General features: G+C 34.2%; 18 protein-coding genes. 9 read left to right on the forward strand and 9 right to left on the reverse strand.

Annotation, left to right across the window (positions count from 1 at the left end):
• Positions 1 to 235 precede the first annotated feature (235 nt).
• Positions 236 to 610, forward strand: a complete 375-nt coding sequence (locus EHC72_RS11425) for a response regulator (protein ID WP_131537827.1) — start codon at positions 236 to 238, stop codon at positions 608 to 610.
• A 1-nt stretch (position 611) separates the two neighbouring features.
• Here EHC72_RS11425 and EHC72_RS11430 read toward each other — a convergent pair whose 3' ends face one another.
• Positions 612 to 2462 (reverse strand): DNA topoisomerase 3, encoded by a 1851-nt coding sequence (locus tag EHC72_RS11430; protein ID WP_131537828.1) that lies wholly within the window; start codon positions 2460 to 2462, stop codon positions 612 to 614.
• A 167-nt stretch (positions 2463 to 2629) separates the two neighbouring features.
• On the opposite strand from EHC72_RS11430, the gene EHC72_RS11435 reads away from it, so the two are divergent.
• Positions 2630 to 3073 (forward strand): hypothetical protein, encoded by a 444-nt coding sequence (locus EHC72_RS11435; RefSeq protein WP_131537829.1) that lies wholly within the window; start codon positions 2630 to 2632, stop codon positions 3071 to 3073.
• Here the strand turns inward: EHC72_RS11435 and EHC72_RS11440 are convergent.
• Positions 3070 to 3858: a murein L,D-transpeptidase catalytic domain family protein gene (locus EHC72_RS11440; RefSeq protein ID WP_131537830.1), complete on the reverse strand. Its 789-nt coding sequence runs from the start codon at positions 3856 to 3858 to the stop codon at positions 3070 to 3072. The genes EHC72_RS11435 and EHC72_RS11440 overlap by 4 nt on opposite strands.
• A gap of 177 nt (positions 3859 to 4035) precedes the next feature.
• On the opposite strand from EHC72_RS11440, the gene EHC72_RS23205 reads away from it, so the two are divergent.
• Positions 4036 to 4158, forward strand: coding sequence for a hypothetical protein (locus tag EHC72_RS23205; protein WP_255535818.1), 123 nt, complete (start codon positions 4036 to 4038; stop codon positions 4156 to 4158).
• Here the strand turns inward: EHC72_RS23205 and EHC72_RS11445 are convergent.
• On the reverse strand, positions 4142 to 6049 hold the full coding sequence (locus EHC72_RS11445) for a DUF3857 domain-containing transglutaminase family protein (protein WP_131537831.1): 1908 nt from the start codon (positions 6047 to 6049) through the stop codon (positions 4142 to 4144). The genes EHC72_RS23205 and EHC72_RS11445 overlap by 17 nt on opposite strands.
• Positions 6049 to 8019, reverse strand: a complete 1971-nt coding sequence (locus EHC72_RS11450) for a DUF3857 domain-containing protein (RefSeq protein ID WP_131537832.1) — start codon at positions 8017 to 8019, stop codon at positions 6049 to 6051. Before EHC72_RS11450 ends, EHC72_RS11445 begins: the two co-directional genes overlap by 1 nt.
• A 179-nt stretch (positions 8020 to 8198) precedes the next feature.
• Here EHC72_RS11450 and EHC72_RS11455 point away from each other — a divergent pair, with 179 nt between their 5' ends.
• The 4 genes from EHC72_RS11455 to EHC72_RS11470 all read left to right on the forward strand — a co-directional run bounded on the left by EHC72_RS11455 (position 8199) and on the right by EHC72_RS11470 (position 13772).
• Positions 8199 to 9143 (forward strand): 3'-5' exonuclease, encoded by a 945-nt coding sequence (locus EHC72_RS11455; protein WP_131537833.1) that lies wholly within the window; start codon positions 8199 to 8201, stop codon positions 9141 to 9143.
• Positions 9144 to 9176: 33 nt separating this feature from the next.
• Positions 9177 to 11036: a M1 family metallopeptidase gene (locus EHC72_RS11460; protein ID WP_131537834.1), complete on the forward strand. Its 1860-nt coding sequence runs from the start codon at positions 9177 to 9179 to the stop codon at positions 11034 to 11036.
• Between the two features lie 153 nt (positions 11037 to 11189).
• On the forward strand, positions 11190 to 12023 hold the full coding sequence (locus EHC72_RS11465) for a helix-turn-helix domain-containing protein (protein WP_131537835.1): 834 nt from the start codon (positions 11190 to 11192) through the stop codon (positions 12021 to 12023).
• A gap of 69 nt (positions 12024 to 12092) precedes the next feature.
• Positions 12093 to 13772: an alpha/beta hydrolase-fold protein gene (locus EHC72_RS11470; protein ID WP_131537836.1), complete on the forward strand. Its 1680-nt coding sequence runs from the start codon at positions 12093 to 12095 to the stop codon at positions 13770 to 13772.
• Between the two features lie 114 nt (positions 13773 to 13886).
• Here EHC72_RS11470 and EHC72_RS11475 read toward each other — a convergent pair whose 3' ends face one another.
• Entirely contained in the window at positions 13887 to 14741 is an 855-nt protein-coding gene (locus EHC72_RS11475; RefSeq protein WP_131537837.1) for a hypothetical protein, read from the reverse strand.
• Complete coding sequence (gene queG / locus EHC72_RS11480) at positions 14734 to 15675, reverse strand: tRNA epoxyqueuosine(34) reductase QueG (protein ID WP_131537838.1); 942 nt, start codon at positions 15673 to 15675, stop codon at positions 14734 to 14736. Before queG ends, EHC72_RS11475 begins: the two co-directional genes overlap by 8 nt.
• 150 nt (positions 15676 to 15825) lie before the next feature.
• Here queG and EHC72_RS11485 point away from each other — a divergent pair, with 150 nt between their 5' ends.
• Positions 15826 to 16032 carry a hypothetical protein gene (locus EHC72_RS11485; RefSeq protein WP_131537839.1) on the forward strand — a complete coding sequence of 69 codons (207 nt, stop codon included), beginning with the start codon at positions 15826 to 15828 and terminating at the stop codon, positions 16030 to 16032.
• Between the two features lie 69 nt (positions 16033 to 16101).
• On the opposite strand, the gene EHC72_RS11490 is transcribed toward EHC72_RS11485, so the two are convergent.
• From EHC72_RS11490 to EHC72_RS11500, 3 genes are all read right to left on the reverse strand, one after another.
• Positions 16102 to 17610 carry a carbon-nitrogen hydrolase family protein gene (locus EHC72_RS11490; protein WP_131537840.1) on the reverse strand — a complete coding sequence of 503 codons (1509 nt, stop codon included), beginning with the start codon at positions 17608 to 17610 and terminating at the stop codon, positions 16102 to 16104.
• A 142-nt stretch (positions 17611 to 17752) separates the two neighbouring features.
• Positions 17753 to 18775, reverse strand: a complete 1023-nt coding sequence (gene ruvB, locus EHC72_RS11495; protein ID WP_131537841.1) for a Holliday junction branch migration DNA helicase RuvB — start codon at positions 18773 to 18775, stop codon at positions 17753 to 17755.
• 37 nt (positions 18776 to 18812) lie between these two features.
• Positions 18813 to 19700 carry a 3-hydroxybutyryl-CoA dehydrogenase gene (locus EHC72_RS11500; RefSeq protein ID WP_131537842.1) on the reverse strand — a complete coding sequence of 296 codons (888 nt, stop codon included), beginning with the start codon at positions 19698 to 19700 and terminating at the stop codon, positions 18813 to 18815.
• Between the two features lie 415 nt (positions 19701 to 20115).
• On the opposite strand from EHC72_RS11500, the gene EHC72_RS11505 reads away from it, so the two are divergent.
• A complete protein-coding gene (locus EHC72_RS11505; protein WP_131537843.1) occupies positions 20116 to 23157 on the forward strand; it encodes a SusC/RagA family TonB-linked outer membrane protein in 3042 nt (1013 codons plus the stop codon).
• Positions 23158 to 23161: the final 4 nt, after the last annotated feature.

Consider the following 23161-nt stretch of genomic DNA (forward strand, 5'->3'; position numbering starts at 1 on the left):
ATAATTTTAGCACATTGGATTTTTTACTTAAAAGTCAATTAAATTCTTATTTTTGAAACATCATCCCTAATCGCCACTATTATGCATTTTAAAAATCCCGACTTCACAATAAAATTGAAATATTTATTAGGTTAATGGCTGGATAAATTATAATACTTACCATTTGTAAGTTAAATGCCTACAATTATGGTATTTATAATCTGTTTACTAAAACCCAAATAATTTCAGCCCTTAAATGCAAAAATTTTTAAAAATTCTTGTTGTTGATGATAATGAAATGATGCGCTTGATTATAAAGGGGCACCTTAATAACCTATTTCAATCGCCAGAGATTACTGAAGCTTCCAATTTAGCTACTGCCTTTATTTATATCAATCAACAGGAATTCGATTTATTAATTTTAGATATAAATATGCCAGGAGGAGATAGTAGTCCAGATCAGGTGCGTGAAATTTTGAAATTACAACCTGAGCTAAAGATTTGTATGTTTTCTGGTAATGATAAAAAATCTTTTGAAAAAGATTACTTAGATGCTGGCGCTTTGGGTTTTATCCAAAAAGACGATTCCATTATGGAAAATGCAATCGCCTTTATTGAAGAGTATTTTTAAACTAAACTTTTTCCGCTTTCTTGTCCGATAACTTATCGGAAATCGATGCACCAGCAATTAATAATTCGTTGGTAATGGTTTTTGTATATTCTGTTATTTCAGCTTTAAAATCTTTAACAGAAGCACCCCCACGAATCTCTTCCAAACGTTTTTCCCATTGTCCGGTTAATTCTGCTTGCGCAATTTGCTTATCCTTAACCACATCATAAACGGCCAAGCCCTTGTGCGTAGGCACCAAGTTTCTTTTCTCTCTTATAATATATTCTCTAGTAATTAAAGTTTCAATTATTGCAGCTCTGGTAGCAGGAGTGCCTAAGCCACTGTCTTTCATGGCATAACGCAACTCTTCGTCTTCAATTTCTTTACCTGAAGTTTCCAGGGCTTTTAACAAAGAAGCCTCATTGTACATTGATTTTGGTTTCGTTTGCTTTTCTAGCAGCGCCTTTTCAGTAATAGGTAATTGCTCTCCAACGGTTACTTTAGGTAAGGCAGCATTATCTTCATCCTTTTTATCGTCTTCAGTTTCATTAAATACAGAGCGCCAGCCTGCGGAGCGAATTACTGTACCATTTGCTAAAAAAGTAGTGCCAGATTGGATTGTAATTTTAGTTATTTCCTTTAAACACTCCTGATGGAAAGCTTCAATCATCCGTCCAACAACCATATCATAAATAGCTTGTTTATCACTACTTAAACCGTATGCATTTTCTCCGGTTGGCAATATGGCATGGTGATCGGTAACTTTTTTGGCGTTAACACTTCTTTTATTTAAGCTAATGGTTTGCAAAAAAGTAGCCTGTCTGCCAAAATCAGGATGATCCGTAAATTTCTCAATAAGTTGTGGTACACCAGCAAAAACGTCGTCACCAATATATCGGCTTCCAGTACGAGGATAAGAAACTAATTTGCTTTCATAAAGATTTTGTAGCAGGTTTAAAGTTTGATCGGCAGTAAAGCCCTTTTTCTTATTTGCCTCTTGTTGTAAACTACTTAAATCATGCAAAAGTGGGGGTGGTTCCTTTCTCGGCTTAGCTTCTACCGCGGTAATATTTCCGCCAGTAGCAAAACCCGAAGCCACATCTTCTACTTGAGCAAATAAAACATCAGCTTCGGCTTTATCTTTATAATTTGAAGTAGAAATAGCTTTAAAAACCTGTTCATCTTTAACCAGTAGGATACTGATTTGATAATAAGTTTGAGGTACGAAATTTTTAATCTCCAAAAAACGGGCACAAATCATGGCTAGAGTAGGGGTTTGCACCCTTCCTAATGATAAAACACTCCTGTTCCCTGCAGAAATACTCAACGCCTGAGTGGCATTCATTCCAACCAGCCAATCCGATTCTGAACGGCAGTGGGCCGAATTAAAAAGTGTATCGTAATCTGTACCTGGTTTCAAGTTTCTAAAACCATCTTTAATCGCTTCATCCGTTTGCGATGAAATCCATAATCTTTTGAAAGGTTTTTTGCACTTTAAATAATAATAAATGTACCTGAAGATGAGTTCGCCTTCACGCCCGGCATCCGTTGCTACAATTATTTCTGTAGCTTCATCAAAAAGCTTTTTAATGGTATCCAGTTGCTTTCTAACTGCCGGATCTTCTATAAAGCCATCTTTACTTTTTATCTTTCTTACTGATAGTTTAAATTTTTGCGGTAGCATGGGTAAATGTTGCTTCCGCCAGCCAATAAAGCCATAATCTTGTGGTGGTGCCAGCTGTAATAAATGCCCAAATGCCCAGGTAAAAGAATATCCTTTACCCTCAATGTATCCATCTTTTCTGGTGGTTGCTCCAAAAACTTTTGCAAGTTCACGACCAACAGAAGGCTTTTCTGCAATTACAATCTTCATGTATCGGTGGTATTTTTCAAACCCCAAAGATGCTTAAAATAATTCGCCGAAGCCGTAAAATTTTACCCACATTATGCTATAAAGCTATTAAACAATTTAGTCAATTGTGTGTTAAGCGAATACAAATTTAAGCGTAACAGTTATGGATCAAAAAAATCTAATTGGTAATGGATATCGAGGAGTTAACTGAAAATAATCTGATCAAAATAGAGTTTGAACCGTCATTAATCAGGGTTTACAGCAACGCAGTGTTATGGCAATTTTTAAAAGATGATAAGCAAGCCAAATTTAAATTGCTCGCCAACTTTATAAAAGATGAATATTTAAAACAGTTTAATAAATCCTTACAAATTAGCAATGATTCTTTAATCGTTGAAATACTCGTGCATATTTACTGCGATTATTTAGGTTTAATAATTCACAGAGTTATAAAAGTAAAATGGATACAGTATTTACTTATGAAATTAATAAAACGTGCTGAAGTTGTGGATTGTGGCGAGAAAAAAGTAGATAGCAATCGTTGGCTATGGGATTTCTTAGCTCGCTACAAAAACAGTTTTATTAAAATTTTACCAGATGATTTAAACGCTAAAAACTTAAAAAAATATTAATCCATTTGTGCCGCAAGTACCTGCTGCTGATTATTGTTGACAACACTTGCTGCCAAATGTTCGTTTAAAAAGGAAGAGGTATAAGCCTGATCTGAATTATTGATAAATAAAACGGTATGATCTGAAATGACATTGATAATGGTATTTGCCAATTTTGAAGACACAGCGGGGCATCCCTGGCTTCTACCTAAACGCCCTAATTGATCGATCGTTTCCTGACATACATAATTTGCTCCATGCATTACAACAGCTCTTTCCCTAGCATTGTTATTAAAGCCCTGATCCATTCCATCTAACTTTAATGAACGCCCATGCTTTCCAAAATAAATTTCGCCGGTTAAGTAAAAACCCAAACTACTTTGATTGGAATTAATAGCATTAGAAAATTGAGTAGGTTTGTCGCCACCGCTTTTTTCGCCATGCGCCACCCAGGTATTAATTATCAATTCCTTTTTATCAATGTCGATTACATAAAGTCTCTTTTTACGACTTTCCTGATCAAAATCGGCTATGGTTAATATTGATTTTGAATGTAATAAGCCAGAATATTTCATGTTGTAATATCCTGTTAGGGCTTTTTCGAAAACATTTTCATTAAGTCCGGCAGAATCTAGCCGAACTGCATGGTATAAATTTGAAATGTATTGATTGTATAGGCTATCTGCCGCTATACTTTTTAAAATTTGTTGTTGTGATTGTGGAGCCTCCACCGCTTTCCAACTGGTTCCGACAATGCCTACCGCTAACAATGCAAGCGTAGCAATGCCTAAAATTTGTTTCCTCATTTAATACTATCTTCTTTGATACAGAATTACTTATACGTTTTTTTTGAGTGAATATTGTGTGATTGTAACAAAATTATTGAAAAACAAATAGCTATTAGGAATGTTTTAGGATTTTGTAGAAATGGGTGAGCTTAGTTTATTAAATCTAATTGCTTATTTTTGCATAAATAAATCGATATGCCGAATCAAGATCATGATTATTCTTTCTGGACTAAATATAAACGTTTTGCAAGTACAGAAATTTTGATGTATTTAATTATGATTGTTGGTATTGCTTTGGGCATTATTTTTTTAAGCTAAGGGCAAGCTTCAAATAATCTGACGAATTAACATCACTCAAAAATTTGGAAAAAGCTGCATACTCCTTTGCTGGAAAAGTACCATCATTAATAACTAGCTTACGATAATAGATTAATTTTTTGCCTTCTAAAGTCGTTTTTGCTGTATACTCACCAAAAATGCCCTTAATATTTTTTATTGTAGGTAATATTAGCGCTGTATTTACATTATCAGGAAGCGTATATTCTAAAATATCCTCATCGGTAAAGCCACGATTAATGTAAAGAGGAAGGGTACGGTTGCGAACCTCTGGTGCTGTACTTTTAATATTGAAGGCATTTAACTGTAAAAACATTTTTTCGCCATTAACAGGAGCATAATTTCTAATCGTGAACTTTAAATCTTCTATTAGTTCTGGTTCAATATTTTTCTTTTGGGTATAGTTTAAAGCTTCAAAATCTATATTGTCTATATCGTAGGCGGCTTTTAACAATTTATTTTGCTCATTAAGCGGTTTACCAATAAATTCTTCATGGTTATCATATTGCGAACCAGAAAATACAGTCTTTATGTCTCCTTTAATGTTTCCATCGCTCGATAAGGTTAAATTACCTTTGCGCAACTGCATGTTATTTTGTGTAGTTAATTTCGGTGTATTAAGCAATTTTCCACCCTCAGCTGTACAGGCTAAAACGGTTCTATCATCAGTAAAATCGCCTAAAAAACCAAATGGAATTTTCTGATTGGTACACTCCAGCCAAGTAGTATCTCCTTTAAGTGGCAAACATAAAATAATATGATTTCCTTGCACAGCACTGGCAAAATCAGCTTCCAGGCTCTTTTTAAAATTACCGGCCTCAACAATACAATAATAAGATTCTATACCTGCAGCGCTTAATAAACTTTGCATATAGTTAACCAGCGCCTTACAATCGCCATAGCCTAAGCGATCTACATCTGCAGCAGAGATTGGTTGTAGCCCTCCAATCCCAACCTGAACACTTACATAACGTGTTTTCTTCTGCATGTAATCGTATATTTTTCTAGCTTTATCCTTGTCATTTTTTTCATCTTTTACTAAATCACGAATAGTTTGAACCGTGCTTGGAGGCAAAGTATTTCTGCCTTTTAAAAGATCATCATAAACCCATTTGCCTAGTTGTTGCCAGTTTGTGTAATTTCCTTTATGGCCATAATAAATAAAATCCTGAGCTGCAATTTTAATAGATGGGAGATAAGTATCAGGATCGGGAGAATAAGCCTCCGTTTTTACAGCCAGAATATTACTGGCAGTCCATACCAGCGTTTTTTGCTTTTCATCAGAATTTTCTGTGGGATTACCTGAAAAGTTTTGCGCCTTAATTTTAATCTGATCGCTCGGTTTACAAATAAAAGTATAAATGCTTTTTTCTACAGAAACGTCATTTGCAGGCTTCGGAGTCCAATCTGGGATGGATAAATTTTGCTTATTCCTAATTTCATAATTGTAAACAACAGTGTACGGATAAACATTTACGGCGGGTAGGTAATACTTTACTCTACTATCTGTAAATAAAGAAAATCCATCTGCGGCGCTTTCATCGCTAAAATTACTTTGATTAAATTTAGTAACCAGTTTACCTGCCGCATTATAAACTTCGCCTTTAATGCTTTTTACATTTGTACTTTTATCATAATAAATAACCAATCTTGCGGCATCATCACCATTTTTATTCAAAACAGTGATGGCCTTTTTAGTATTGATAATTACATTATCGGGCGTACGCATATCAACAATTTTTTCTTGAATGCGGATGCAGGCATTCGCCCGGTTTTTAAGTTCGGAAGGAATTAAGTCGGCATCATAATTATCTTGTCCAAAGGCTGTTGCGCTTATTAAGTAAAGACATAGAAAGGAAATCAGATATTTCATTATTTAGTCTTTTTTAATAGAAGTTCTGTTTTTTGATTTTGGATAATTTTGCTATAAAATTCCTTTAAATACAAATACTCTTCTGGTTGATAAATGGCTTTATTAAATTGTAAAATCTGATTTAAAGAAATAACATCATCTTCAAAAGTTGTTTGCAACAAATATTTGCCACCCGAATTTGGAAGCCCTATTGCTAAATCTTTAGGTTTTTCCTGTAATTCATAATGGTTTGGAAGCGAAATTTTAATAATAATACGCTCATCCGTTGCCGATCCTAAATCAACAGGATAAGTGCGTTCGCTTAAATTGAATGGATTTTTGGTAATTGTATTAATTAAAAATGGACTGAAATAAAAGTGATCTTTTAACCCATCAAATTTTGTAAATTCTACTTCATAACTTTCTGTCAGTGTATTTTCAACGCTATCCAAATTATCAATTTTATAATTTAGAATTTTCATTTTAACCAACCTTTCGTCCAGTTTCTCTACATATTCATCAGTTGAGGTATATCTTTTAATATCTTTTCTTTTATTAAATGCTGCATAGCCCATGCTATGTGTTGTGATGGTTCCGGTAATATTTCCTTCCTTATTTAACTGGCCGATTAAAATGTAATTAGTTACCGATTTTTGATTTGCCTTCAAATCAATCCAATAAGAAGCTTTTTTCAAGTTAATAACTCTGCCTTGATCGTTAATACATCTTAAAGGCAATAAACCAAAGGGGAGAAGCGGTTCTGATGCATCGAGCATATAACTCTTATCATCAATATTTACCTTCGCCACTAAATAATTGAAATCGCTAATTACAGGGTAAAGCTTATTCACCGTCCCATTATCACGAGTAGAAAGAATAACCGCTTCGGCATCTAAATTTGCTGCAGATAGAGCCGCAATTAAGCTTAAATTAATATCTGCAATATTTCCAGATCTTAAATCAAGGGCTTTCTTAATTCCATCTTCAGAGTATTTTCCATAGTAATTGTTCCATTTAATTTGCTTTTTGATATAGTCGTAAATGGCTTTTGCCTTATCTAAATCTGTACTGGCATTTTTAGTTATGACTGGAATAAGATCCTTGAAAAGATCTTTACGTTTCATTTGGCTACCTATATTTTTTTCTGATACGATTTCGTAATCAACATCCTTCCAGGTTTTTGTGTAAGAAGTTTTGCTTCCATTAAAGAATTGTACGTCAGAAAGTTCGAAATAAATGGCAGATTTAAAATTACTCGCAGCAGTCATGTTATCCTCTTCGATAAAAGCAGGAATGTTTTTCATCAAATACGTAATTTTCGAACAATCTACTGTTGCCCCACCAGAGCGCAAGCATTCTTTAGAAATTTCGGACTTTTGATCTGTTAATTTTTGATAACCACGTAAAGAAACATTGTAATTGTAGTTGCCTGGAATAAAAGCTACATATTCGCTATGCAGTTTTGGAATATCACTTTGAAATTCCCAAGTTTTATAGTTAAAAAGATTTGGAGAATTTAAACGGTAGCTATATTCAATCACAGAACCTTCTTTAAGGTTTGGCAGGGTAAACTTTGTTAATCGGGTATATTTTCCACGTTCCTCTGTAAAAACCGCTTTTTTATCCATCGGTGTTTCCACTATATCTCCGTTAACGTAATTAAAAGTTGATGCCTTTAATTCAGATACAAGTTCTTCGCGGCTTGCATCTTTATAAGTAGGGATGATGATATTGGCATGTTTAAAGCCTTCTTTATTATAAATTTTAATTTTAACATGGTGTTCGAAATACAATTCCAATCGATTAGTGTTATCATTAAATTGCATCATACTTGTTCCATATTCCCTTAAAACAACGGCATTTGCATTGCTATCTATCTTGTTTTTATCGAACTGATAATCTTCGGGACTGATGGTGCCGAAGTTAAAGTTTTGAGCATGAGTAATTAAGGAGATGAAGGATAGGAGTGTAAGCGTAAAAAAAGTCTTCATTTGAGCGTTTATAATTTGTAAGCAAGTTAGATGTAGGAAGTAACATTTGGAAATAATTTGATAAAAATATTTGACCTGCTTTTATAGAACTAACCAAACCTTTTTAGCATTTTTGAAAAAAAAGAAATTGAAGGCAGACGAATAAAAAATTGTTTGTTTTAGAGCTTATACCTTATATAATGAAATTAAATTTAAAACGCCCCTTAGCATTTTTTGATCTTGAAGCAACTGGTGTAAATGTAGGTGCAGACAGGATTGTTGAAATTGCAATTCTAAAAGCGATGACAGATGGAACCGAAGAAGTTAAAACTTGGCGTGTAAATCCAGAAATGCCTATTCCGTTGCAAACCTCATTAATACATGGTATTTATGATGAAGATATTGCAAATGAACCAACCTTTAAAGCGCTTGCTTCCGAAATTGCTGAGTTTTTAGGCGATAGTGATCTGGCAGGTTATAACTCTAATAAATTTGATATTCCGATGCTATTAGAAGAGTTTTTAAGGGCTGAGGTGGATTTTGATATGAACGGGCGTAAGTTTGTTGATGTTCAAAATATTTTCCATCAAATGGAGCAACGCACATTAAAAGCTGCTTATAAATTTTATTGTAACGAAGATTTAATTAACGCTCATGCAGCTGAGGCTGATGTAATTGCAACTTATAAAGTTTTACTTGGTCAGTTAGAAAAATATAAAGAAACTGAGTTTGAAGATAAAAAGGGTAATAAAAGTATTCCTGTTGTAAATGATGTGGATGCCTTACACGTTTTTACAAATATTAATAAACCAGTAGATTTTGCAGGGCGAATGGTTTACAACGATAATAATGAAGTGTGTTTTAACTTTGGCAAACATAAAGGGAAAACTACTGAACAGGTTTTTAGTGTTGAGCCAAGTTATTATGCCTGGATGAAAAATGGCGATTTTCCTTTGTATACGAAGAAAAAACTTGATGAGGAGTGGGCCAAATTCAACGCAAAAAAGAACGAAAATAGAGCTTCAAAACCCGTGGCTCAATCGGCTAAACCTTATACACCAAAACCTCAAGTAAAAAAAGAAGAACCAGCTAAACCTATTAATACGGATATGTTGGAGCAATTAAAAATGAAATTTGGTAAATAAGAATAACCATTAATTAAGGATTAAAATTTGTTTATGAAATCTATTAAAATCTTTGCTTGCTTCATACTTCTTACTCTTTTTGCGAAAGCACAAGTAAAGCTTCCTATGGAGCCTGTTTTTCAAAAAACATATCAAAAGGGAACAAGATCAGTAAGTGGTAAACCGGGCGAAAAGTATTGGCAAAATAATTCGAAATATCAGATTAAGGTAGATTTTAATCCTGCAAATCGACTATTGAAAGGAAATGTAGAAATTACTTATTTAAATAATAGTCCAGAACCGCTCAAAGAAATTTGGTTTAAGCTTTATCCAAACTTATATAAAAAGGGAACACCTAGAAAAACTAAATTTTCTGAATCTGATTTAGGAGAAGGTGTAACTATTGAGAAATTAAACGCAAACGGCAAAGCTGTTGCAAATTACAGTATCGATGGTACTAATATGACTGTTGATGTGCCAGCGGTTTTGCCGGGGAAAAGCATTACTTTTTCTATTAATTACCATTACACACTAAACAAAGGTTCGCACATGCGTACAGGTCAGGTAGATGATGGCTCATTTTTTATCGCTTACTTCTTTCCTAGAATTGCAGTTTACGATGATGTTGATGGATGGAATAAATATCCATACACCGGAGCTGAAGAGTTTTATAACGATTTTGATCATTTTAATGCTGAAATTACGGTGCCAGGTACTTTTGGTGTTTGGGCAACTGGAGATTTAAAAAATGCACCTGAAGTTTTTCAACAAAACATTGTAGCTAAAATTAATACAGCAGAAAAAAATGATGCTGTTGTTGATGTAATCACAGAAGCTGATTTGGTAAACAAAAAAGTAACGCAGCCCAAAGCTTTTAATACATTTAAATTTGAAGCTAAAAATGTAACCGATTTTGTTTTCGCATTAAGCGATCATTATTTATGGAAATCAACCAGTTTAGTAGTAGATCCAATTACTAAAAGAAGAACCAGAGTTGATGCCGTTTTTAACCCTAAACATAAAGATTATTATGAAGTGATTGATTTTGCCCGTAAAACGGTGGAATCCATGAGTTATACTTTTCCTAAATGGCCTTTTCCTTATAACCACGAAACTATTTTTGATGGTTTAGACCAAATGGAATATCCAATGATGGTAAATGATAATCCGGTTGATAATCGTACGGACGCCATTACTTTAACTGATCATGAAATTTTTCATACCATGTTTCCTTTTTATATGGGTATTAATGAAACAAAATATGGCTGGATGGATGAAGGGTGGGCAACCATAGGAGAGTGGTTAATTTCGCCTATGATTGATTCTTCAATTGTTGATGATTACGGTATTCAACCAACAGCTTCCTCCTCTGGAGGTAAGGATGATAGCCCAATTATGACCTTAACGCCTGATTTAAAGGGGGCTGGCTCTTTCACAAATTCTTACCCAAAGCCAGGTTTGGCTTATTTGTATGTTAAAGATTATTTAGGCGATGAGTTATTTACCACGGCACTGCATAATTATATTAAAAATTGGAATGGAAAACACCCCATGCCTTACGATTTTTTTTACAGCATGAACGAAGGTAGTGGCAAAGATTTAAACTGGTTTTGGAATCGTTGGTTTTTTGAAGGCGGCGTTACCGATATGGGTATTAAAGAAGTAGTTAAAACCGATAAAGGTTACGCAGTTACCATAATAAATAAAAGCACTAAACCTTTGCCAATTGATTTAACCCTAAATTTTGCAGATGGTTCTGTCGAAAAGCAACATGCTAGCATTGTTGTTTGGGAAAAGGGAAATGCTGAAACTACACTGCCTGTAATTACCACAAAAAAATTAAATAAAGTTATTTTAGGTAGCGTACATGTACCCGATAAATCAAAAAGTGACAACACCTTTAATGTAAATTAAATACTATAAACTCTTAGTACCATTCGTTTTTAAATGAATATTTTGAAAGCGAATGGTACTGATTTTTTGGAAAATTAATTCCGCCCTTTCCTAAATCCCAATAAAATTCAAATATTTTTCCGGCAAGCTTAAAATTTTATATCTTGATCTCGGATGAGAATTTTTGAAACATTTAAGCCGAAAAGTAAATTGCTGAGCAAATACATTAGCTATTACTACCTTGATGTGGCTGATGACCGTAATTATTTTAACGAATATATTTGCTATCCGCATTATAACACAACGGTTTCTTTATACAAAAACCACCTTTCGAAGCTGGATAAATATCATTCCATTATAAATTATAAAAAAGAAGCTTCGCCAATTCAAATCTATACACCTTTACGAGAAAAGCCTTTAAAAGTTACTCAATATGGGCCTGTACATAAAATAGCCATTGTTTTTGAACCTTTTGGCATTAATCAATTTTTAAAAACTGGAATTAAAATCAATGTAAGTTCGTCATCCCCAGATTTTCAGATGTTTGATAATGACTTTATACATCAATTATTCCAAATTGGAGATATAGAAGAAATTACTACGCTTTTGGATCAACAGCTACTTTATTTGCTTAAACCTATAGACAATGTTTATTTAGAAAAAACATTACAACTTTTTCATCAGGAAGAAAATGAGCTTAATATTGATGAAATTGCCGATCAAAAACTTGGTATAAGTAGAAAACATTTAAGTAGATTATTTAATCAGTATCTAGGCGTAAGTCCGCAAAAATATAGAACGATTGTTCGTTTTAGGCAGCTGATGGCACATAAATTAAGTTTGGTGGGTAAAAATAATTACACCACTTTATCCCATCAGGCTCACTACACCGATCAGTCTCATTTTATAAAAGCCTGCAAACAGCTCACAGGTTTAACACCCATGCAATTTTTTAATAATGGAGAAATTGTAGGTTCTGAAGATACCTTTTGGAATTTCAAGGTATAATTAAGCATGTCCCAATTTTACAATTTTTGGTTTTAAAAGCTATCTATATTCGTATAAATTAAGATTTGTATGAAAAAATCCCTGTTTTTTTTATTGTTGCTTTTTCCGTTTATTAAATCGAACGCTCAAAGTTTTGCCAAGCTAACAGATAGTGCCTTGCATATTATGTGGGATGCTAAAGACACCGTTGGGTATAGAAACTCTTTGAATTTATATGAAAAGGCTTTTAAGCTTTATCCTGCAGAAATAAATATTTTAAGTCTTTATAAAGTATCGGTAATAAGTGCAGAACTTGCTGATTATGACAGGGCTTTTAATTATTTAGATGAACTTTTGGCTAAAAATAGTGAATTAAAAACCACTTGGAATTATTTAACATTCACTTATCCTCAAAATGAATATAAAACCTTATTTAATGATAAGCGTTGGGAAATCACTTTGGGAAAAGCCGAAAAATTAAAGCGTGATTTTTATGATAATTTAAAGTCAAGGCAAGAAGAATTTGAGGTTGGTGGTATTAACAAATTAAATTCTAAACAGGCGGTTAGTGGTAGAGAGTTGTATCGACAAATTATTTCATACAATGATTTTAAGACCAAAAAGTACAAAAACTACTCTATAATGTTCAACGTAGCGGAGGGTATTAATACTTCATTTTTTATAGATTTACCAAAAAACTATAATCCTAAAAAGAAATATCCTGTTTTGTTTTTTCTCCACGGTGCGGTAAAAAATAATCGTTTAACGGAATATCAATTAGCTTCATCGGTTTTAGAAGATTGGAATAGGTATTATACCAAGTATGCTGCAATAAGTGAGGTGATTATGGTTTATCCAAAAGGTTCAAAAGAATACAATTGGATGGGGCCAGATGATGGTTTCTTCATGATTCCGGCTATGCTTAAAGAAATTAAGAAATCTATAAATGTAGATGATGATAAGGTTTTTATTACGGGTCATTCTAACGGTGCAACGGGCTCGTTCTCTTATCTAATGAAACAGCAAAGTCCTTTTGCAGGTTTTTATGGATTTAATACACAGCCAAAAGTTAGAACTGGTGGCACTTTTATTAGAAATATACTTAATAGATCGTATTTTAATGTTTCTACAGATCAGGATTATTATTATCCACCTGATGCTAATGATACGTTGAATGTAATTATGAAAAAAATAGGTGCCGACTATCAAGATAACCGCTATAATGGCTGGCCCCATTGGTTCCCTCAATTTGATGAGTCCGAGCCAGTTTATCCAATCCTATTTAAGGATTTAACTGCTAGGAAACGTAACCATTTTCAAAAAAGTTTGTATTGGGAATGTGATGATGTAAAGTATGGAAAAGCCGATTGGATAGAAATTTCGCAATTAGATACTTTAAAGAAACCTGCGGAATGGCATAAAAACATAAACTTTGATATTTTAAAATTGGTTAATTATGACCAGAAAAGGGATACGGTAATTACAACTGATACTTTGTTGAAGGCGTTCAATTTTCCTAGGAAATCTGCTGCCGTAAAAGGTAATTTCAAAAATAATGAGTTCCATTTACAAGTTTCTTCCGTTAAAGAATTAAAGATTTTTATTTCGCCAGAAATGGTTGATATGACTAAGCCCGTGAATGTTTATGTAAATGGAGTTAAAAAAATTACGAAGAAAGTGACCTATAATAAAGAATTTATTGTCGAAAACTTTAATCAAACTTTTGATAGAAAGGCAGTTTGGGTCGATTATATTAAAGTTGAACTTTAATTAATTTGTACTTTAAAAATGCTATTTATAAAATGTATTTAGAGGTGTAGTAAAAGAATTATTTGCGTTGAAAATGAAATTTTAAGGGAATAGTTTTCTATCTGGTTTGTTGAGCTAGTAAGAATTAAAAATGGGATAATACGCTCGCTTAATTACGCCTTCACTGCTAAATAATTGGCTTAATTGAACATTTGCTAAAGCTTTCTTTACGGTAGTTTTTTTACCGCCTATAAATATTTTATTTTGAATTAACCTTACTCCGTGACTATAATCTGCCCATAAATTAGTGTGTTTGTTATAAACCGGTTGAATAGGATTTCTTTCCGCTCTATGCCAACCATAAATAACAACCCTTGGCGTACTTTCTCCATATATTTTATTAGAAATTATAATATCTTTCTTGTTTCCTGCTGTTAATTCTCCATTATTGTGTTGATTTACAAGAGGTTTTAGTTGTTTTAAAATAGAATCTGTATGCTCAATAAAAACGGGAACCGTAGTCATAGCTTTAGTAGGAGCAATATTCTGTGGTTTTAATTTAATCTTGGCATTTGCATAAATTTCATCCACCATATTTTTTGTAGGTAATGTACAATGCGTTAAGTTGGCTACTTTTTGCGCCAGAATTGGTGTCATAGGTACATAAAAATAATCATCATTACTGCCAATTGCAAAGTAATCCGAAAGCACATAATAGGAGATATGATAAATAGTTGAATCGCCTTCTATGAGAATATTATTTTTTATTTCTATAAGTTTTCTAAGAAAATCCGGAACATTTCCTTTTTTAATTTCCTTATAAATAATTTTTTCACGCTCATACAATGTTAAAGAACTGTCGCTGATGCTTAGCGCAAAGGCTTTGCCACCAGATGCATTAATTTCTCTTTTTTTTAGATGTAGCAATTGTGCATTCGTTGTAAATACGCAAATGGTTGTAAGAAAGAAAAATATAGATGATTTAAACATTGTCAATTTTTAAAAAATCAATATTTCTTTTTAAGCCATTAAACTTTGTTCGTTTTACGGCAGAACCTTTAAATACCTTTTTAAAAACTTCGTCCGTTATTTCTGTTAAATCTTTAGCACTAAGGTCTAAAAGGCCATTTTCTGGTTTAAATGCTTCTTCATTATGCGCTTTAGAGAAACGATTCCAAGGGCAAACATCCTGGCAAATGTCGCACCCAAACATCCAGTTGCTCATTTTATCTTTAAATTCGGTTGGAATTTCGTTTTTAAGTTCGATGGTTAAATAAGAAATACATTTGCTTCCATCTACAATTTGAGGAGCAATGATTGCATCCGTAGGGCATGCATCTAAGCAGCGGGTACATGTTCCACAATGATCTGTTTGAAAAGGATGATCGTAGTCTAATTCTAAATCTACAATTAACTCAGCAAGGAAGAAAAAAGATCCATTGGTTTTACTAATTAGGTTTGCATTTTTGCCAATCCATCCAATTCCAGATCTGTGTGCCCATGCACGATCTAAAACTGGAGCAGAATCTACAAAGGCACGCCCAGAAACCTGACCGATATTTTCTTCAATAAAGTTTAAGAGGAGTTTAAGCTTATCCTTAATTACGGTGTGATAATCCTGCCCATAAGCATATTTAGATATTTTTGGAGCATTTGGATCTGTTTGTTCCTGATCTGTATAATAATTTAGGGATAGGGAAATAACAGATTTCGCATCATCAACCAATAATCTTGGATCTAGTCGCTTATCGAAATAATTCTCCATGTACTTCATTTCCCCATGGTGATTGTTATTTAACCATTTTTCTAATCGCGGGGCCTCTGTTTCTAAAAATTCAGCTTTGGAAATACCACAATCCATGAAGCCCAAACGAATGGCTTCATCTTTAATTAACTGGCTGTATTTTGCAGAATTGTTGTACATGGATTTTGCAAAGATAAGGCTTAAGATTAAAACCTTTTACTTAATAGGGTGTTGTAATTATGAAAACTAAATTAATTGATTATTGAACCAGAATATAATTTGAACCACAACGGTATTGATATTCGGTTTTTTGCCAAAAACTAAACTAACATGGAAAATACAGATCCAAAACATATGGAAAGCGGAGAAGCTCCGAAACCAATTGAGCACGATTACGAAAGTCATAAACACGATCCAGGACCTGCAAAACCCGCAGTAACAGAGAAAGATGAAAACGGAGCAGGGCAGGCATTGAAATGGATTATACCTGTACTAATAGTTATAGGTTTAATAGTTTGGTTTGCTATGCGCAAGTAGCAAATAGTTTTAGGTTAAATGCCGGTTGTGATGGACCGGCATTTTTATTATAACAACATTTTTAATACGCTATTTTAATAGGTTTACTCGATACAGATCTGTTCTCCTATCTTTTAAAATTTTAACTGTTCCATAATGATGTAATTCATCCAAAAGGTGTAAATCTACATCAACTACTAAAACCATTTCTGTATTTGGCGTTGCTTCTGCCTTAACTGCATTTGTAGGGAAAGCAAAATCTGATGGGGTAAACACTGCCGATTGCGCAAACTGGATATCCATATTATTTACTTTTGGTAAGTTACCCACACAACCTGCAATGGCAACATAACATTCATTTTCAATAGCCCTAGCCTGTGCACAGTGCCTAACACGGGTATAACCGTTTTGTGTATCCGTTAAAAATGGAACGAACAATATTTGCATTCCTTGATCTGCGTAAATTCTGCTCAACTCAGGAAATTCTACATCATAACAAATTAAAATACCAATTTTACCACAATCGGTGTCAAAAACCTGCACTTTATCTCCACCAACCATTCCATAATATTTCTGCTCATTTGGTGTGATGTGAATTTTACGATATTCGTCTATTTTTCCTGTTCTATGGCATAAATACGTAACATTATACAATTTGCCATTGTCAAGTAAAGGCATGCTACCAGTAATAATATTTACGTTATAGCTAAGCGCATATTCGTGCATGCGCTGTACAATTTCTTCTGTTTTTTCAGCCAACTTTCTCATGGCTTCAATCTCAGGTAGATGATTGTAAGGTTGTAACAATGGCGTATTAAACAGTTCTGGAAATAGAATAAAGTCAGATTTATAACCACTCACTGCATCAACAAAAAATTCTACTTGTTCATAAAAGCTATCCATATCAGGAAAAAGGCGCATTTGCCATTGAATTAGGCCTAAACGAATAGTCATTGCTGATCTTGCCGATGCATCAACACCCTGATAATAAATGTTGTTCCACTCAATTAACGTGGCATATTCTTTTGATTCATGATCGCCTGGCAGGTAGTTTTTAAGAACTTTCCTTACGTGAAAATCATTAGATATTTGAAAGGTTAAGGTAGGATCATAAATTTCCTTAGCCTTAACTTTATCAATATATTGCCTTGGGCTTAATTTATCTGCATGTTCATGATAACCTGGAATACGGCCACCAGCGATAATACTTTTGAGGTTTAAACTTTCGCAAAGCTCTTTACGTGCCTCATAAAGCCTCCTTCCTAAACGTAATCCTCTAAATTCAGGACTAACAAAAATCTCTATTCCATATAAGGTATCACCGTTAGGATTATGTGTAGAAAAGGAATAATCACCGGTAATAAGCTTGTAAGTGTGTTTATCACCATATTCATCGTAATCAACAATTATAGATAATGAACAGGCTACAACTTTATCATCTACAGCAATACAAAGCTGACCTTCAGGAAAAATTTTTAGTAGTTTAGCAATGCTCGCCTTTGACCATATCTGTCCGCCCATCGTGTCATAAGCTTGCGCCATCGACTCCGCAAGATCGGAGTAATCTTCGAGCGTTAATTTTCGTAATTCAATATTCATTATAATTTGTTTATACTTTATTGAACGAAAAAGATACTAAAATGTTTGCACTTTCTAATCTTGCATTGCTGAATAAGAAAAGAGAAATAGAGCAATATTACAACGTTTGCTCTTAGTCAAACGCTTAAATTGCTCCATTAAACTAAAATAATTTTCCGGTTTGCCCAGGATAATTTTTCTTTAAATGCTTATAGGCTGCCTCTGTCACTTCTCTTCCGCGAGAGGTACGCATAATGTAACCTTCTTGAATTAAGAATGGTTCATAAACTTCTTCAATTGTGCCTTCATCTTCACCAACAGCAGTTGCAATTGTTTTTAAGCCAACCGGACCGCCTTTAAACTTATCAATAATGGTAACTAAAATTCTATTATCCATTTCATCCAAGCCATGCTCATCCACGTTTAGTGCGTTTAGGGCATAACGGGCAATTTCTGTATCAATGTTTCCATCTCCCTTTATTTGGGCAAAATCCCTCGTTCTTCTTAAAAGGGCATTTGCAATACGTGGCGTACCACGACTACGGCGGGCAATTTCATAAGCACCTTCATCACTTATAGGCGTTTTTAAAATATCTGATGATCTTAAAACAATTGTTGTAAGAAGTTTTGCATCATAATATGCTAATCGGGCATTAATTCCAAAACGAGCACGAAGTGGAGCGGTCAATAAGCCCGACCGGGTGGTGGCGCCAACTAAGGTAAAAGGATTTAAAGAAATTTGTACTGAACGGGCATTGGGACCAGTTTCGAGCATAATATCTATTTTAAAATCTTCCATAGCAGAATATAAATATTCTTCCACTAGGGGAGATAAGCGATGAATTTCATCAATAAAAAGAATATCGCCTTCATCTAAGCCCGTTAAAAGGCCCGCTAAATCACCAGGTTTATCTAAAACAGGACCTGAAGTTACCTTTATTCCTGTTGCCATTTCGTTGGCAATAATATGCGATAACGTTGTTTTACCCAAGCCTGGAGGGCCGTGGAGTAAAACATGGTCTAGTGATTCACCACGAAGCTTTGCCGCCTGAACAAAAATTTTCAGGTTCTCCATTACTTTTTCCTGTCCCGTAAAATCTTCAAAAGCCTGTGGTCTTAGCACCCGTTCAATATCGCGATCGGTATGGCTTAGGTTACTTGCTTCTGGATCAAGATTCTCATTCATGAAACAAAGATAAAATTAAATGCTAAAAAAATTAGGATTATTTAAATTTGTTAGAAACCACTAATTCTTTAGATCCTGCTGTGTACACGTAAAAACCTTCGCCAGTTTTGGCACCTTTTTTACCTGCGGCAACCATATTAACCAATAATGGGCACGGTGCATATTTAGGATTTCCAAATCCATCGTGAAGCACTTTTAATATGGCTAAACAAACATCCAAGCCAATAAAATCTGCCAGTTGCAGTGGTCCCATTGGGTGTGCCATTCCTAATTTCATAACGGTATCAATTTCATAAACGCCTGCAACGCCTTCATATAAAGTGTAAATGGCTTCGTTAATCATTGGCATTAAGATACGGTTGGCCACAAAACCTGGATAATCATTTACCTCCACGGGTACTTTTTGTAACTGTACAGAAAGTTCCATAACCGTTTTGGTGGTTTCATCGCTAGTAGCATAACCTCTAATTACCTCAACTAATTTCATTACCGGTACCGGATTCATAAAGTGCATGCCAATTACTTTATCACCTCTGTTGGTTACAGCAGCAATTTGAGTAATGGAAATAGATGAAGTATTGGATGCTAAAATTGCATTTTGTGGTGCATGTGTATCAAGATCCTTAAATATTTTAAGTTTCAGATCAATATTTTCTGTGGCTGCCTCAACAATTAAATCGGCGTTTTTTACACCTTCCTCAATAGATGTAAAAGTGTTTATGTTTTTTAACGTAGCCAATTTTTGGTCTTCGGTTAATGTTCCTTTAGCAACTTGCCTATCTAAATTTTTACTAATCGTTTCAATGGCTTTATTTAAGGCAGGTTGGCTTATGTCAATCAAGTTTACGTTATAATTAAATTGCGCAAATGTATGTGCAATTCCATTTCCCATTGTTCCTGATCCTATTACTGATATATTTTTCATGTATTTGGCTTTTTGCTCGTTTATTATTTGGTTTTATAAGAAAATTAATATTGTTTTTGTTGTTTGTGATGATTTTTGGTTTCCTTTAAAAGATATAGAGTTGTTTTATTCGCTTGTTAAGTAAAATTTTTCAAATTTTTAGTTAAAAAATAGATTTTAACATTGTTAAAGTTGTTTGTCGATACAAAATTCGGTTTCATCGTTACCTAAAAATATAGTTTTTTTTAATCTCTTTTATTAGAGGCTGAATTATTGATCACAACCATTATTCGCAATTATCGGAATTCTGTCTAAGTTTTCCATTTTAAATTCTAATCATTTATAAGGTTTATTCAAAAACAGGGCTTCTCCGGTTCCTTGCGACCTTGGCGTGATTAATTCTTCAAATATATTATTTAACTAAAACTAAAAGTAAATGAAAAGAAAACTACTAAAGAGTTTGTTGTTCTTTATTGTGCTGCTGGTAACCAAAGTTTCGGCACAAGATAGGACTGTTACAGGAGTGGTAAGGGCAAGCGAGGACGGCTTGCCGATACCTGGGGTTAGCATTAGAGTGGCTAACTCAAAAACAGGAACAACAACGGGTGCAGATGGAAAGTATGCCATCAAGGTTGGTGAAAATGCTATTATCCAATTCAGTTCCGTTGGCTATTTGTCAAAATCGGTTAAGGTAACCGGAAGTAATGAGATTAATGTTTCGCTAACATTGGATGCTAAAGCATTAACAGATGTTGTAATTACGGGTTATGGTACACAATCGAAAAAAGAAATTGGTGGTGCGGTATCAAAAATTACAGGTTCACAATTTGAAAACCAGCCAATGGCATCGCCACAAAGTGCATTACAAGGTCGTGTATCTGGCGTTGTGGTGCAGGCAAATAACGGTATACCTGGTGGCGGTATAAATGTTAGAATAAGGGGTGTTGGCTCTTTTAGTGCCAGTACACAGCCGCTTTATGTTGTAGATGGGATTCAATTAAGTGGTGAAACATTTTCTGGCTACACACAAACTAATACGCTTGCAGGTATAAATTCTGATGATATTGAATCTATAGAGGTATTAAAAGATGCAGCTTCTGCTTCAATCTATGGTTCTCAGGCAGCAAATGGTGTAGTTATTATTACCACTAAAAAAGGTAAGGCTGGCAAAACCAAACTTAACTTTAACTACTATAATGGTGTTCAAAATGCAATTAAAAAATTTGATGTTTTAAATACGCAAGATTATTTCCAGTTGAGAACTGAGGCCTATCAAAATGCAAACCCAACGGTAGCGGCAACAACAATTAGAAATACAGTATTAAGTGAAATGGGGCTTGCAACCACTTTAACTAACGATCAGGTTGCTGCTTTACCAAGTTACAATTGGCAGGATGAAGCTTTTAGAACAGGGCATGTTTCAAATTATGAGGTTTCTGCAACAGGGGGTAATGAAAAAACTAAATTCTTTGTTTCTGGAGCTTACAGTAATCAGGATGCAGTTTTAACAAAAGCCGATTTTAAAAGAGGCGTTTTTAAAGTTAATCTCGATCACCAGGTAACAGACAAGCTATCCTTTAACGCAAATATTAATTTAAGTACTTATAAGCAAATTGCTCCGTACAGCATTTCTGGTAGTTATTTAAGTAGCCCGGCATTTTCGGCAGCTTTAATTTTACCAAGTAATCCAATTTACAATGCAGATGGTTCTTACTATGGTTTATATGGATCAGGCCAAACATTTTATGGTACCATTAATTCTAATATTGCTGCTGCAAATGATTATAGTAAAGGAAGCCAGAACACCAATTCATTACTGGGAAGTTTTAGCGCATCTTATAAAATATTGCCTGAGTTAATTTTTAAATCAGCTTATTCCATTGAGTATAGAGATATTAATGGGCAAAACTATCGTGATCCACGTACCAACGACGGTTATAACATTTTAGGAGGGAAGAGTATTTTCAGCGATGAGCGAAATAACATTCAAACTTCCCAAACTTTAAACTTTGATAAAACTTTTAATAACGATCATAAAATATCGGCTTTAGCAGGTTTTGAATATAGATATGATAAAGAATACTATACTTATGCTTACGGTACAGGTTTCCCTACCTATCAATTTACCGATTTAAGTTCTGCGGCAACACCTTCTTCAATTTCTGAAACTTTTACAGGTTTTAAAAAGATTAGTACGTTTGGTCGCGTAGCCTATAGCTATAAAGGCAAGTATAATGTAAGTGCCTCTGTAAGGTATGATGGTTCTTCACGTTTCTCAGAAAATAACAAATTTGGTTTATTTCCTGGGATAACGGCTGCTTGGAACATTTCTGATGAGAATTTCCTTAAAAATGCAAGTTGGATTAGCAACTTAAAATTACGTGCAAGTTATGGACAGGCAGGAAATGATCGTATTGGTGATTTCGCTTCGCAGGGATTATTTACTGGCGGTTATGTTTATAATGGTGCATCTGGTATTGGTACAAGCACTTTAGCAAATACCAACCTTAAATGGGAAAAAGCAACAACTTATGATTTAGGTCTTGATTTTGGCTTATGGAAAAACCGTTTAAGCGGTAGTGTAGGGGTTTTCTTAAAGAGAAGTACCGATTTATTGTTGGATCAACCTTTAATGACAACCACCGGTTACTCTACCATTACAACAAATGTTGGAGCGCTTGAAAATAAAGGATTTGAGCTTGAATTAAATTCTGTGAACATTCAAACCAAAGATGGCTTTAAGTGGACAAGCAATTTTAATTTCACGTACATTAAAAATACCGTTAAAAAACTTTATGGTGGTTACGATATTTTGCCAAGCAATAATGCCCTTAGAGTTGGGTGGGATTTAGGTGCAATTTACACTTACGAATATGCTGGTGTAAACCCAGCAACTGGTCGCCCGTTTTGGTATGATGCAAATGGAAACGTTACATATTCTGTAACTGCTGCTGATAGAAAAAAAATAGGTTCTACACTTCCAAAATATACTGGTGGTTTTACCAACAATTTCTCTTACAAAGGGTTTGATCTTAGCGTAATGTTCCAGTACCAAATGGGGCAAATGGCTTACGATTCTCAGGTGGCTTTCTTATCCGAAGATGGTAGAAGAGCATTTAACACGCTTCAATCTGTTTATGATAACCGTTGGACAACTCCTGGTCAAATTACAAGTATTGCCAGACCGTACAATGGCGGTTCTGAAGCGCAGGGAAGTTCAAGCACAACAGGTTCTTGGTTGTATTACTATACAGATTATATCAGGATGAAAGAAGCACAGATTGGTTATACCTTTTCGCCGAAAATTTTATCAAAAATAAGCATCTCTAACTTAAGGGTATATGCGCAAGGAACAAACTTGGTTACGTTTACTAAGTTTCCAGGTTATGATCCTGAGTTTTATGATTCATCTAACAGTAATGCTGGTGCAATACCGCAATCAAGAAACTTCACATTTGGTATTCAGTTAGGCTTATAATCTT

The sequence above is a fragment of the Pedobacter nototheniae genome (assembly GCF_004335085.1).
Classification (GTDB): Bacteria; Bacteroidota; Bacteroidia; order Sphingobacteriales; family Sphingobacteriaceae; genus Pedobacter; species Pedobacter nototheniae.

Coding starts and splice junctions, on each gene's coding strand:
- EHC72_RS11475 (WP_131537837.1), bottom strand. CDS start 14,741: ATGTTTAAATCATCTATATTTTTCTTTCTTACAACCATTTGCGTATTT.
- EHC72_RS11450 (WP_131537832.1), bottom strand. CDS start 8,019: ATGAAGACTTTTTTTACGCTTACACTCCTATCCTTCATCTCCTTAATT.
- EHC72_RS11455 (WP_131537833.1), top strand. CDS start 8,199: ATGAAATTAAATTTAAAACGCCCCTTAGCATTTTTTGATCTTGAAGCA.
- EHC72_RS11490 (WP_131537840.1), bottom strand. CDS start 17,610: ATGAATATTGAATTACGAAAATTAACGCTCGAAGATTACTCCGATCTT.
- ruvB (WP_131537841.1), bottom strand. CDS start 18,775: ATGAATGAGAATCTTGATCCAGAAGCAAGTAACCTAAGCCATACCGAT.
- EHC72_RS23205 (WP_255535818.1), top strand. CDS start 4,036: ATGCCGAATCAAGATCATGATTATTCTTTCTGGACTAAATATAAACGT.
- EHC72_RS11425 (WP_131537827.1), top strand. CDS start 236: ATGCAAAAATTTTTAAAAATTCTTGTTGTTGATGATAATGAAATGATG.
- EHC72_RS11465 (WP_131537835.1), top strand. CDS start 11,190: ATGAGAATTTTTGAAACATTTAAGCCGAAAAGTAAATTGCTGAGCAAA.
- queG (WP_131537838.1), bottom strand. CDS start 15,675: ATGTACAACAATTCTGCAAAATACAGCCAGTTAATTAAAGATGAAGCC.
- EHC72_RS11460 (WP_131537834.1), top strand. CDS start 9,177: ATGAAATCTATTAAAATCTTTGCTTGCTTCATACTTCTTACTCTTTTT.
- EHC72_RS11435 (WP_131537829.1), top strand. CDS start 2,630: ATGGATATCGAGGAGTTAACTGAAAATAATCTGATCAAAATAGAGTTT.
- EHC72_RS11485 (WP_131537839.1), top strand. CDS start 15,826: ATGGAAAATACAGATCCAAAACATATGGAAAGCGGAGAAGCTCCGAAA.
- EHC72_RS11440 (WP_131537830.1), bottom strand. CDS start 3,858: ATGAGGAAACAAATTTTAGGCATTGCTACGCTTGCATTGTTAGCGGTA.
- EHC72_RS11500 (WP_131537842.1), bottom strand. CDS start 19,700: ATGAAAAATATATCAGTAATAGGATCAGGAACAATGGGAAATGGAATT.
- EHC72_RS11470 (WP_131537836.1), top strand. CDS start 12,093: ATGAAAAAATCCCTGTTTTTTTTATTGTTGCTTTTTCCGTTTATTAAA.
- EHC72_RS11430 (WP_131537828.1), bottom strand. CDS start 2,462: ATGAAGATTGTAATTGCAGAAAAGCCTTCTGTTGGTCGTGAACTTGCA.
- EHC72_RS11445 (WP_131537831.1), bottom strand. CDS start 6,049: ATGAAATATCTGATTTCCTTTCTATGTCTTTACTTAATAAGCGCAACA.
- EHC72_RS11505 (WP_131537843.1), top strand. CDS start 20,116: ATGAAAAGAAAACTACTAAAGAGTTTGTTGTTCTTTATTGTGCTGCTG.